We start from the raw sequence: 11,703 nt of genomic DNA, 5'->3' as shown, positions 1-11,703 counted from the left end.
GAGAAGCATGACAACAATCACAACGTCCGTCGCCCCCTTCACCCGTCGCCGCCTGGGCGCGGCCATCGCCGCCCTGACCATCGGCAGCCTGACGCTGGGTGGTGTTGCCACCGCCCAGGCCGCCAGCGAGATGCCGCCGATCCCCGAGGTCGACGGCCCCGTGGCCGAGGGTGACGGCAACGACTACACCCTCAAGTTCAGCATCGGCACCACCCAGTCCGGCGCCCAGTACCGTGGCCTCGAGTACTTCGAGGACATCGTCGAGGCACGCAGTGACGGCCATATCCAAGTCGAGCTGTTCCACAGCGCACAGCTTGGCGATGACCTCCAGGCGGTCAGCGCGCTGCAGTCCGGCACCCTGGAGATGACCGCGCCGTCCACGTCGCCGCTGGTCAACATGTTCCCGGAATTCGCGGTGTTCGACCTGCCGTTCCTGTTCCCCACCCCGGAAGTGGCCGACGAGGTGCTCGACGGCGAGATCGGTGACCGCATGCTGGAAACCGCCAGCACCAACGGCCTCAAGGCCCTCGGCTGGGCCGAGAACGGCTATCGCCAGCTGACCAACAGCCAGAACGCGGTGGCCTCGCCCGAGGATCTGGATGGCCTCAAGGTCAGGACCATGCAGAACCCGATCCACCTGGATATCTGGAAGACCCTGGGCGCCAACCCGACGCCGATGTCCTTCGCCGAGCTGTTCACCGCCCTCGAGCAGGGCGTGGTCGACGGCCAGGAGAACCCCTGGATCACCATTCAGTCGTCCAAGTTCAACGAAGTGCAGGACTACGCCACCGAGTCCAACCACGTCTACACGCCCTTTATCACCCTGGTCTCCGAGCGCTTCTGGAGCCGTCTGCCCGAGGGCTATCAGGATCTGCTGTCCGACGCCGCCAAGCAGATGGGCGACTACCAGCGTGAAGTCAGCCGCACCCTCAACGACCAGATCAAGCAGGAGCTGATGGACGAGGGCATGAACATCACCGAGCTGACCCCGGAACAGGTGGCCACCTTCCAGGAGACCCTGTCGCCGGTCTATGACGAGTGGCGCGAGAAGATCGGCGGAGAGCTGATCGACGATATCCGCGCTGTTTCCCAGTAAGCCCTAGCCCGACCCCGCCGCTGTCGGCGGCGGGGTCGTCGTCACCACGGAGGTGACCCATGACCACCCTATCCTCCACTTCCACCCCGGGACTCCTGGGGTGGTTGATTACCACGCTGCGCATCGCCGTCGGATTGCTGGTGCTCGGCGTGGTGTTCTGCGTGACCGCCAACGTCTTCGGTCGCTTCGTGCTCAATACGTCCTACGCCTGGGCCGAGGAGCTATCCCGGGTGCTGTTCATCTGGCTGGTACTGCTTGGCGCCGGGCTCGGCAGCCTCGAGAAGGAACACGTGGCGGTGACCTACTTCAAGGACCTGGCCCCGGCCGGGCTGCGCCGCGTGCTGGGACTGACCGCCGTGGCGGTGATCTACCTCGTCTGCATCTGCATCCTGCTCGGCTTCAAGGAGCTGATCTCCGGCTATACCAGCGCCACCCCCATGCTCGGCATCCCCAAGACCTGGCTCTATAGCGCCATGCCGGTGATGGCAGGGCTGACCCTGATCGCCAACACCCTGGCCCTGGTGGCCCTGCTCAGGAGGTCCGAACCATGATCCTGTGGAGCATCCTTATCGGGCTTGCCATCTGCATCGTCATTGGCATGCCGATCTCGTTTGGCCTCGGCGCCATCAGCCTGTTCATCTTCTTCTATTTCGACTATTCGCTGTCGCCCATCGTCGCCCAGGCGGTGAATGGCCTGGACTCCTTTCCGCTGCTGGCCATTCCGCTGTTCATCCTGGTCGGCGAGGTGATGAGCGAAGGCGGCATCGCCACCCGTCTGGTCCGACTGGCCAGCGCCATGGTCGGCTTCGTCGCCGGCGGTCTGGGTCAGGTGGCGGTGATGACCTCGATGTTCTTCGGCGGCATCAGCGGCTCCGCCGTGGCCGACGCCTCGGCGGTCGGCAGCATGATGATCGAGCCGATGAAGCAGCATCGCTACAGCGCGCCCATGGCCACCGCCATCGTGGTCGCGGCCTCGGTGGTCGGCATCATCATCCCGCCGTCGATCCCGATGATCCTGTTCGGCGTGGTCACCAACACCTCGATCTCCCAGCTGTTCCTGGCCGGCATCGTGCCCGGCATCCTGATCACCCTGGGACTGGCGGCCACCACCTACGTGCAATCACGCAAGAACGGCAAAGGCCAGGCCTTCTCCTTCCCGGAGCTCGCCAGTGCCCTCAAGGACGCCATCCTGGCGCTGCTGCTGCCGGTGATCATCGTCGGTGGCATCCTCACCGGGGTCTTCACCCCCACCGAGAGCGCCGCCATCGCGCTGGTCTATGCCTTTGCGGTGTCCTTCTTTGTCTATCGCAGCCTATCGCTCAAGCGCTTCTTTGAGCTGTGCGTGAGCACCGGTCGCCTGACAGGTGTGGTCATGCTGCTGCTGGCCTTCGCCAGCGTGCTGGCCTGGCTTCTGACCGCCAACATGATCCCCCAGCAACTGGTAGTGAGCCTGTCGGCCATCACCGAGAACAAGCTTCTGCTGCTGCTGATCCTGTCGGCCTTCCTGCTGGTGGTGGGCTTCTTCATGGACCTGACCCCTGCCATGGTGATCCTGGCACCGCTGATGACGCCGGTGGTGGTCAAGCTTGGCATCGACCCGGTGTACTTCGGCGTGCTGATGTCCTTCATCCTGGGTATCGGCCTGATCACCCCGCCGGTGGGCACCGTGCTCTATGTCGGCTGTGGCGTCGGCAAGGTCGGCATGGAAAGCCTGGTCAAGAGCCTGCTGCCCTTCTACTTCACCCTGGTGGCACTGCTGGTCGTGTTCCTGCTGTTCCCGGGAGTGGTGCTGTGGTTCCGATAACCCCGAACTTGAACAACCTGGGCGGCCCCTGGCCGCCCGCCGAGCGGAGAAGCCCCCGATGAGCGCCAACGACGACCTGCTGACCTTTCTGCGAGAGACCCTGGGCAGCACCGGCGTGCTGACAGACGACCTCGAGCGCTATCGGGTCGACTGGGCCGGCGCCCGCGGCGGTCTGCCGCTGGCGGTGGCTCGCCCGGCGAGCTCTGAGCAGGTGGCGCAGGTACTCGGCTACTGCCATCGCCACGATATTCCGGTGGTCCCTCAGGGCGGCGGCAGCGGCCTGGTCGAAGGCGCCCTGCCGGACAGCCAGACACCGGAGCTGGTCATCAGCCTGGAGCGGCTTAATAAAATTCGCTCCATCGATCCGATCAACTTCACCGTGAGCGTCGACGCCGGCTGCGTACTGCAGACCATCAAGGACGCCGCCGAGGCCGAGGATTGCACCTTTCCGCTGGCCCTCGGCGCCCAGGGCAGCTGCCAGATCGGCGGCAATATCGCCACCAACGCCGGCGGCCTTAACGTGCTGCGCTACGGCATGATGCGCCAGCTGGTACTGGGTATCGAGGTGGCACTGCCGGACGGCCGCCTGCTCGACGACATGAAGGCACTGCACAAGAACAACACCGGCTACGACCTGAAGCAGCTGTTCATCGGTGCCGAGGGTACCCTGGGCATCGTCACCGGCGCGGTACTCAAGCTCTACCCCCGTCCCCAGGTGACACGCACTGCGTTGATCGGCTGCCCCGACGTGGCCTCGGTGCTGAAACTCTACGCCCAGGCAAGACGCAGCTGCTGCGACCTGCTGACCGCCTTCGAGCTGATTCCGCGGGCCTGCATGGAGCTTGCCCTGGAGGCCGATCCCTCACTGCCGGACCCGCTGGATGCACCCCACCCGGTGTACGTACTGATGGAAGTCGCCGCCAGCGGGCCTGCCGATCTCGACAGCATGATCGAGGCGCTATTCGAGCGAGGACTCGAGGACGGCCTGCTGGAGGATGGTGTGCTGGCCACAAGCGACACCCAGGCGGCCCAGCTATGGCAGCTGCGCGAGGCCATGCTGGAAGGCCAGCAGCGCCGCGGCGAGCACCTGCGTACCGATGTCTCGCTGCCAATCTCGCAGCTTACCGCCTTCCATGACCAGGCGGAGGCGGCGATCGCCGAGGCCTCGCCAGACTCTCAGGTCATCGCCTACGGCCACGTCGGCGATGGCAACCTGCACTTCAATATCCTGCCGCCGGCGCATCTGGACGACGACGACAAGCGCAGTCTACTGCATGAGCTGGAAGAGCAGCTGTTTGCCATTGTCGCCGAGTTCGACGGCAGCATCAGCGCCGAGCACGGCATCGGTCGCGTCAAGCAGCCCTACTTCCTCGAAAGCCTGTCGGCGCCGGAGCACGACATCATGCGTGGCCTGAAGCGCCTGCTGGACCCCCGCGGCCTGATGAGCCCCGGGCGTATCCTGCCGAGAATGCAGCGCTGAGCCATCGACTTCCCCTTTTCAACAGATAGAGGTCCTAACATGAGTCCCCGCCTTACCGCCCGCGACATCCTGCCCGACGACGCCGACCGTGCCCTGCTGGTCGGCCGAGTGTGGCGCGACGACCAGCAAGGCCCCGTCCTGGTAACCGTTCGCGATGGCCAGCTTATCGACCTGTCGGCCACCATCAATGTCATGGCCGACCTGCTCGAACGCGACGACGCCGCCGAGCTGATCGCCAACGCCGAGGGCGAGTCCCTGGGTAGCCTGGACAGCCTGCTGGAAAATTCCTGCCAGACACCCCAGCGCGCCCCGCACCTGCTCGCGCCCTGCGACGTCCAGGCGATCAAGGCCTGTGGAGTGACCTTCGCGGTCAGCCTGCTGGAACGCGTCATCGAGGAGCAGGCCGGTGGCGACGCCGCCCGCGCCGGCGAGCTGCGCGAGGAACTCAAGCGCGTGATCGGCGGTGACCTGTCGAAGATCCGTCCCGGCTCCGACGAGGCCATGGCGCTCAAGGCCGAGCTTCAGTCCCGTGGCGCCTGGTCCCAGTACATGGAGGTCGGCATCGGCCCCGACGCCGAGGTCTTCACCAAGTCGCAGCCGCTGTCCGCGGTGGGCCAGGGCGCGGCGGTGGGGCTGCACCCGTCATCGCGCTGGAACAACCCCGAGCCCGAAATCGTGCTGGCGGTGGATGCACAAGGCAACGCCCGCGGCGCGACGCTGGGCAATGACGTCAACCTGCGCGATGTCGAAGGACGCAGTGCCCTGCTGCTGGGCAAGGCCAAGGATAACAACGCCTCCTGTGCCATCGGGCCCTTCATTCGCCTGTTCGATGACCACTTCTCGATCGACGACGTGCGCTCGGCCATGGTCAGCCTGCGCATCGAAGGCAACGACGACGACTTCCTGCTCGAGGACCAGAGCGACATGCGCGAGATCAGTCGCGACCCGCTGGACCTGGTGGGCCAGACCATCGGCGCGCATCACCAGTACCCCGATGGCTTCATGCTGTTCCTCGGCACCATGTTCTCGCCGATTCAGGACCGCGACGGGCCCGGCCAGGGCTTTACCCATCACCTGGGTGATGTGGTCACCATCTCGACGCCTAGCCTGGGCGCTCTGGTCAATCGCGTCGAACGCTCCGACCAGCTGCCCCCCTGGACCTACGGTATCCGCGCCTGGCTCGCCCACCAGCGCGGCTGACACCACGCAAGACCCGCACGAACCGACATCTCCCTTCTGCCTCGCCCTCGGCGAGGCTTTAATGAGATGGTCAGCCTGACCTCGAAGCCCAGCAGGCTATGCTTGCTGGGCTTCTTCTTTTCAGAGGACCACGCTCATGACCGCTCCCGCCATCATCGGTATCGACCTGGGCAAACGCAGCTTCCATCTGCATGCTCAAACTCGCCACGGCAAACCCTTGTTCCGCAAGGCGCTGTCACGCCAGAAACTGCTGTCGCAATTGGCCCAGCAGCCTGCCTGTCGGGTGGTCATGGAATCCTGTGCCGGAAGCCATTACTGGGCCCGCCAGATCCAGGCGTTAGGGCACGACGTACGGCTGATTCCGCCCCAGTACGTCAAGCCCTTCGTCAAGACCAACAAGAACGATTTCGTGGATGCCGAGGCGATCTGCGAAGCGGCCTCACGTCCGGCCATGCGCTTCGCAGCGATCAAGAGCGAAGACCAGCAGATCCTCTGTGCGCTACACCGTACTCGCCAAGGGCTGGTCGCCGAACGCACCGCGATCATGAATCGCCTGCACGGCTTCCTGCTCGAATTCGGGGTGGCCTTGCCGGTCGGGCATGCGGCGATCCGTCGTCTCACGAGCTATCTGGAAGGCTTGCCACCCGCTTTCGTGGCGTTGGCTCAACGCCTCCAAGGGCACTATACCTGGCTAAGTGACGAGATCGCGGTTCTCGAGAAAACGCTCGAGCAGCATACCCGCTGTAACGATGGTGCCCGCCGCTTGATGACGGTGCCAGGAATCGGACCCATCACGGCCAGCGCCATCGTCGGCGCGGTAGGTGATGCCTCGCACTACCGTTCGGGGCGTGAGTTCGCCGCCGCCCTGGGGCTAGTGCCTCGCCAGTACGCAACCGGCGGAAAGCCGCGACTCCTGGGTATCAGCAAACGCGGCGATGGCCATCTACGACGCTTGCTGGTGCAGGGTGCCCGCGCGGTGATGCAGCGCCAGGATCAGCGTAACGATCAATTAGGTGACTGGCTGAGAGCACTGGGTTGCCGACGGCATTCGAATGTTGTGGCCTGTGCCTTGGCTAACAAGATGGCCAGAATCGCCTGGGCGATCCTGGCCAAAGGGGGTGAGTTCCGTCCATCGCCGGGGGCGACACTCGCCTGAGAGGAGATACCCTGTCACGGGTTTTGCGGCGTAGGATCACGATGACGACAAACGGCTCACTGCCTGTCCGAGAACCTGACAACAAAAACAGCACATTGATGCTGAGGCTTTTTTGAGGTCGGACAGGCGCGGCTTCTCATCGAGGGCCGGGCGCCAGTGATGCGTGCCCATCGAGAGCCCGAATACATTGGCGCAAGCCCACTTTGTCAATGTCGTAGATCCACGTTGCAAAAGCCAGGCTGACCATACATTTTGTTTCAGGCCGCCAACTGTGCCATTACGCGCTGCTACTCAAGCATTCGCGCATGCGGTATGCGAGTTCCCGCGCCGGACATGGCGAGTGACATGGGCCTGACATATACCTTCAAGACCCCTCCCGCCGATGTCAGTCAGTGTTTCGACATATGACGGTTGTTCTTGCGCAAGGCGCGTTGCATCGCGAACGCAAGATCAGGAACAACGCAAGGTCAGGAACAAGACCGGCAACGTCATCGCTGCACTCGCGCGAGCGAGGGGACCAAGGAACATCGACCATCATCAGACAAGGGCCTCAAGGCCCGGATAAAGGACAGGGAGCAAGCCAAAGGCCACCCAAGAAGCCTGCGCCGCCCTTGCCGTGACTCGTCGCCGTCAGCGCAGCACCCGTGGATGGATGCGTCCAGGTGCGCCTCGGTGACCAAGGAGGACAGACCATGCTCAGGATTTCCCGTCTCACCGCCTTCGCCGCCGCCATGGGCGCCAGCCTGATCGCCTTTGACGCGGTCGCCGAGACCTACTTCGAGATCACCGACGGGGAGCTCACGCGCCCCACCGGCTTCCGCGAATGGGTGTTCGTCGGTACCCCGCTCACGCCCAATGACATGAACAACGGCAAGGCGCCTTTTCCCGAGTTCCACGCCGTCTACATCGATCCGGAAAGCTGGGACCACTGGAAGGAAACCGGTGAATTCCGCGATGGCGCCATCATGATCAAGGAGCTGATCAGCGTCGGCAGCAAGCAGGCGGCCAGCGGCAACGGCTACTTCATGGGCGAATACATCGGCCTCGAGGCGACCATCAAGAGCAGCGAGCACTTCCCGGATGAACCCGGCAACTGGGCCTACTACAGCTTCTCGACGCCGGACCACTCGAGTCTCAAGGAGACAGCGGCGCCCTTCCCCACCGCGGCCTGCAACGCCTGCCACGCGGCGGCGGCAGCCGACGACTTCGTCTTTACCCAGTACTACCCGGTACTGACCGCCGGCAAGGGCGCCGGCGACGACGCCGGTGGCGGCACCCAGTCCCAGCTTGGCAACGACGGCTGATCGCCTGTCTGGCCCCGTTCCGACAGTCCAGGGCCTGAACCATCGGCCAGGGAGTCAGAGTCAGGAACGGGGACCATCTGGAATATGGTGCCTAAAGGTGCCAATGAAAGGTGCCAATGAAAGGTGCTATGTAGAAACGTGCGGTACGTGCACATGCGAACCGCAGCCGGCCGTATAGACATATAAACACCCGATACCCAGTAGCACGAAGGCCGGCAAGACAAGCACCTGGCACCACCGAGCATGAAGCGATGGCGGTGACCCTGCGTCACCCTGTGGCCTTGCAGGGTACGTCTACCGGCGAGCCACTGGATTCGCCCCGGAGTCCAGAAGTGGCATAGGGGCTGCCCCGAGAGAAGGATGTCTCTCGGCAGCGATATCCGCCATCCTTCTTGCGTTCCCTGCCCTCCTGGCGGCCCTCCCCGGCCGCCTTTTTTTATGTTCTCGGCGCCCTCTTCCCGCGGACCAGCGATATCCGTCCCCGCTCTTTGCTATCAGCCATATTCCGCTACCCCGGCACTCTTGATCCCTTGCGACCAAAGTCGGCCCTTGGCGCCAATTGCAATCCAGCCAACCTGCGCCATACTACGGATAACGTCATGCTAGCAGCCTGTCATACCACCTAGCGAAAACTCGCGGCACCAGCAGGCTTCAGCTAGAGGGAGAGCACCAGGCCTTCGTCACTACGACACCTGATGTTTCGCCGCCATGACAACAACCTCGTCGCCCCTGCCAACAGGAGACATCATGCGTCTGTCAGGAAAGACCGCCTTGATCACCGCCGCCGGCCAGGGCATCGGTCGCGCCACCGTCGAGCGCTTTATCGCCGAGGGCGCGGAGGTCCACGCCACCGACCTCGATCCGGCCAAGCTCGAGGATCTGGCAGATCGCCGGGGTGTCCGCTGCCACACCCTGGATGTGACCGACCCTGCGGCGATCGCCGAGCTGGGGGCGAAGATTCCGACACCGACCATCCTGTTCAACTGTGCCGGTTACGTGCATAGCGGCAGCCTGCTCGAGTGCTCCATCGAGGACTTCGATCGCTCCATGGCGATCAACGTCACCGCCATGTACCACACCATCTCGACCTTTCTTCCCGGTATGCTGGAGGCCGGTGGTGGCAGCATCATCAACATGGCGTCGGTCGCCAGCAGCCTTAAAGGTGTTGCCCGACGCTTTGCCTACGGCACCAGCAAGGCCGCCGTCATCGGTCTGACGCGCTCGGTGGCGGCGGACTACGTGACCCACGGCATCCGCTGCAACGCCATCTGTCCGGGTACCGTGGAGTCGCCCTCCCTGGCGCAGCGTATTCGCGCCCAGGCCGAGGCTCAGGGACAGGACGAAGCCCAGGTGCGCCAGGCCTTCCTCGACCGCCAGCCAATGGGACGCCTGGGCAGGCCCGAGGAAATAGCCGCACTGGCCGTCTATCTGGCCTCGGATGAATCGGCGTATACCACAGGTACCAGCCAGATCATCGACGGCGGCTGGCTGGCGTGAAGACACTGATCGACGGCAATGCCATGACGTCGGCGCGATATAACGGCACCGGCACCAGCCAGATCATCGACGGCGGCTGGCTAGCGTGAAGACATCAGTAGACGCAATGCCATGACGTCGGCGCGATATAACGTCACCGGCACCAGCCAGATCATCGATGGCGGCTGGCTGAAGTAAAAGACGACACAACGACATCAATCCATCGACCCTATCCTTCGACCTTATCCATCCAATCAACGACAAAGGACACCCCATGAAACTGCTGCGATTCGGCGCCCCCGGCCAGGAAGCTCCCGGTATTCTCGACGCCAACGGACGTGTCCGTGACCTGTCCGGCGTCATCGATGACGTTGCCGGAGAGGCCCTCGGACGTGACAGCCTGGCGCGCATCGCCGGCCTCGATCTGGAAAGCCTGCCCGAGGTTCCCGCCGACACCCGCATCGGCCCCTGCGTCGGCCAGGTCGGCAAGTTCATCTGCATCGGCCTCAACTACGCCGACCACGCCGCCGAGAGTGGCGCCGAGGTGCCGCCGGAGCCGGTGATCTTCAACAAGTGGACCAGCGCCATCTGCGGCCCCGACGACGACGTCATCATTCCCCGCGATTCCTCCAAGACCGACTGGGAGGTCGAACTCGGCGTGGTCATCGGCAAGGGCGGTCGCTATATCGACGAAGCCGACGCCCTCGAGCATGTGGCGGGCTACTGCGTGATCAACGACGTATCCGAGCGGGAATTCCAGCTGGAGCGCAGCGGTACCTGGGACAAGGGCAAGGGTTGCGACACCTTCGGTCCCCTCGGCCCCTGGCTGGTGACCCCGGATGAAGTGGAAGATCCCCAGGCGCTGAACCTGTGGCTCGAGGTCGACGGCAAGCGCTACCAGGACGGCAATACTCGCACCATGGTCTATCAGGTGGCCTACCTCATCAGCTACCTGAGCCGCTTCATGAGCCTGCAGCCAGGCGACGTCATCTCCACCGGCACGCCGCCTGGTGTCGGCCTGGGCCAGAATCCGCCGGTGTTCCTGCGTCCGGGTCAGACCATGCGCCTGGGCATCGAGGGCCTCGGGGTGCAGACCCAGAAGGTCGTGGCGGATTCGGACGCATGAGCCAGCGCGACGTGCCCATGACCGTGGCGGTGTGCGTTGAACCAGGGCAGATGGCCCTGGAACAGCGCCCCCGCCCCGAGCTTGCCGGCGGCGAGGCCCTGGTGCGCATTTCGCGCATCGGGGTCTGCGGCACCGATATCCACGCCTTCGGCGGCAACCAGCCCTACTTCGAATACCCCAGGGTGCTGGGGCACGAACTGGCCGGTACGGTGGAGGCCCTTGCCGACGACGTGGACGAGGCGACCCGTGCCCGCCTCGAGCACCAGCCGGTGTACGTGATCCCCTACCTGCACTGTGGCGAGTGTCGCGCCTGCCGGCGCGGCAAGACCAACTGCTGTCAGGCGATGCAGGTGATCGGCGTCCATCGCGACGGCGGTATGGCCGAGTGGCTGAAGGTTCCGGTCGATCATCTGGTGGCCTGCCCGGCACTGGAACCAGACGAGCTGGCACTGATCGAGTGCCAGGCCATCGGTGCCCACGCGGTGCGCCGGGCCGCGGTGGAAGCGGATGAACTGGTGGCGGTGGTCGGCGCCGGCCCCATCGGCATCGGCGTCGCCCAGGTCGCGCGGGCCCGCGGTGCACGGGTACTGCTGCTCGATACCAGCGCCGAACGCCTGACCTTCTGCCGCGAAGCGCTCGGCTTCGAGCAGACCCTGGTAGTGGGCGAGGACGATCCGCAGGCGCGCCTGGCCAGTCTCAACGACGGCGCACTGGCCGACGTGGTGTTCGACGCCACCGGCAACCCGAGCGCCATGGAGGCCGGCTTCGGCCTGGCCGGACACGGCGGCCGCTACGTACTGGTCAGCATCGTCAAGTCAGACATTCGCTTTGACGACCCGAGCTTTCACGGCCGAGAACTGACCCTGCTCGCCAGCCGCAACGCCACCCGCGAAGACTTCGACTGCGTCACCGAACTGCTGGAAGAAGGCCGTATCCAGGTGCGCCCGATGATCACCCATCGCGCCAAGCTCGAGGCCCTGCCGGAGACCATGCCGGTGTGGTGCGGCGGTGAGGCCGGCGTGATCAAGGCGATGATTCACCTCGATCGATAAGTCGGCGCC

10 protein-coding genes are annotated in these 11,703 nt (G+C 64.5%); all 10 read left to right on the top strand.

Going from position 1 to position 11,703, the window contains the following annotated elements; genetic code table 11:
* The first annotated feature begins 7 nt into the window (after positions 1-7).
* The 10 genes from NFI08_RS16660 (at position 8) to NFI08_RS16615 (ending at position 11,694) form a co-directional block, all read left to right on the top strand.
* Positions 8-1,096: a TRAP transporter substrate-binding protein gene (locus NFI08_RS16660; protein WP_124804835.1), complete on the top strand. Its 1,089-nt coding sequence runs from the start codon at positions 8-10 to the stop codon at positions 1,094-1,096.
* Positions 1,097-1,155: 59 nt separating this feature from the next.
* Positions 1,156-1,647: a TRAP transporter small permease gene (locus tag NFI08_RS16655; protein WP_045995049.1), complete on the top strand. Its 492-nt coding sequence runs from the start codon at positions 1,156-1,158 to the stop codon at positions 1,645-1,647.
* On the top strand, positions 1,644-2,900 hold the full coding sequence (locus NFI08_RS16650; protein ID WP_349590829.1) for a TRAP transporter large permease: 1,257 nt from the start codon (positions 1,644-1,646) through the stop codon (positions 2,898-2,900). Before NFI08_RS16655 ends, NFI08_RS16650 begins: the two co-directional genes overlap by 4 nt.
* A gap of 58 nt (positions 2,901-2,958) precedes the next feature.
* Positions 2,959-4,380, top strand: a complete 1,422-nt coding sequence (locus NFI08_RS16645) for an FAD-binding oxidoreductase (RefSeq protein WP_349590826.1) — start codon at positions 2,959-2,961, stop codon at positions 4,378-4,380.
* Positions 4,381-4,419: 39 nt separating this feature from the next.
* The gene (locus NFI08_RS16640) at positions 4,420-5,580 is read left to right on the top strand and encodes a fumarylacetoacetate hydrolase family protein (protein WP_108133187.1); all 1,161 of its coding nucleotides are present in this window, start codon (positions 4,420-4,422) and stop codon (positions 5,578-5,580) included.
* 136 nt (positions 5,581-5,716) lie between these two features.
* Positions 5,717-6,736 (top strand): IS110 family RNA-guided transposase, encoded by a 1,020-nt coding sequence (locus NFI08_RS16635; RefSeq protein ID WP_108450237.1) that lies wholly within the window; start codon positions 5,717-5,719, stop codon positions 6,734-6,736.
* A gap of 692 nt (positions 6,737-7,428) precedes the next feature.
* On the top strand, positions 7,429-8,040 hold the full coding sequence (locus NFI08_RS16630; RefSeq protein WP_045995046.1) for a cytochrome P460 family protein: 612 nt from the start codon (positions 7,429-7,431) through the stop codon (positions 8,038-8,040).
* 747 nt (positions 8,041-8,787) lie between these two features.
* A complete protein-coding gene (locus tag NFI08_RS16625) occupies positions 8,788-9,537 on the top strand; it encodes an SDR family oxidoreductase (RefSeq protein WP_108450210.1) in 750 nt (249 codons plus the stop codon).
* Between the two features lie 253 nt (positions 9,538-9,790).
* Positions 9,791-10,642, top strand: coding sequence for a fumarylacetoacetate hydrolase family protein (locus NFI08_RS16620; RefSeq protein WP_108133184.1), 852 nt, complete (start codon positions 9,791-9,793; stop codon positions 10,640-10,642).
* Complete coding sequence (locus tag NFI08_RS16615; RefSeq protein WP_240184330.1) at positions 10,639-11,694, top strand: zinc-binding alcohol dehydrogenase family protein; 1,056 nt, start codon at positions 10,639-10,641, stop codon at positions 11,692-11,694. The genes NFI08_RS16620 and NFI08_RS16615 overlap by 4 nt, the downstream gene beginning before the upstream one ends.
* The last annotated feature ends 9 nt before the right edge of the window (positions 11,695-11,703 follow it).

The organism is Halomonas sp. EF61, assembly GCF_040147045.1.
GTDB classification, from domain to species: domain Bacteria; phylum Pseudomonadota; class Gammaproteobacteria; order Pseudomonadales; family Halomonadaceae; genus Halomonas; species Halomonas litopenaei.
Note: the sequence above shows the minus strand (reverse complement) of the source record. Positions and strands in the feature narration are given on the sequence as shown.

What these genes read in the sequence shown, in the direction of transcription:
- NFI08_RS16660 (WP_124804835.1), top strand. Translation starts at nt 8, where the DNA reads ATGACAACAATCACAACGTCCGTCGCCCCCTTCACCCGTCGCCGCCTG.
- NFI08_RS16655 (WP_045995049.1), top strand. Translation starts at nt 1,156, where the DNA reads ATGACCACCCTATCCTCCACTTCCACCCCGGGACTCCTGGGGTGGTTG.
- NFI08_RS16650 (WP_349590829.1), top strand. Translation starts at nt 1,644, where the DNA reads ATGATCCTGTGGAGCATCCTTATCGGGCTTGCCATCTGCATCGTCATT.
- NFI08_RS16645 (WP_349590826.1), top strand. Translation starts at nt 2,959, where the DNA reads ATGAGCGCCAACGACGACCTGCTGACCTTTCTGCGAGAGACCCTGGGC.
- NFI08_RS16640 (WP_108133187.1), top strand. Translation starts at nt 4,420, where the DNA reads ATGAGTCCCCGCCTTACCGCCCGCGACATCCTGCCCGACGACGCCGAC.
- NFI08_RS16635 (WP_108450237.1), top strand. Translation starts at nt 5,717, where the DNA reads ATGACCGCTCCCGCCATCATCGGTATCGACCTGGGCAAACGCAGCTTC.
- NFI08_RS16630 (WP_045995046.1), top strand. Translation starts at nt 7,429, where the DNA reads ATGCTCAGGATTTCCCGTCTCACCGCCTTCGCCGCCGCCATGGGCGCC.
- NFI08_RS16625 (WP_108450210.1), top strand. Translation starts at nt 8,788, where the DNA reads ATGCGTCTGTCAGGAAAGACCGCCTTGATCACCGCCGCCGGCCAGGGC.
- NFI08_RS16620 (WP_108133184.1), top strand. Translation starts at nt 9,791, where the DNA reads ATGAAACTGCTGCGATTCGGCGCCCCCGGCCAGGAAGCTCCCGGTATT.
- NFI08_RS16615 (WP_240184330.1), top strand. Translation starts at nt 10,639, where the DNA reads ATGAGCCAGCGCGACGTGCCCATGACCGTGGCGGTGTGCGTTGAACCA.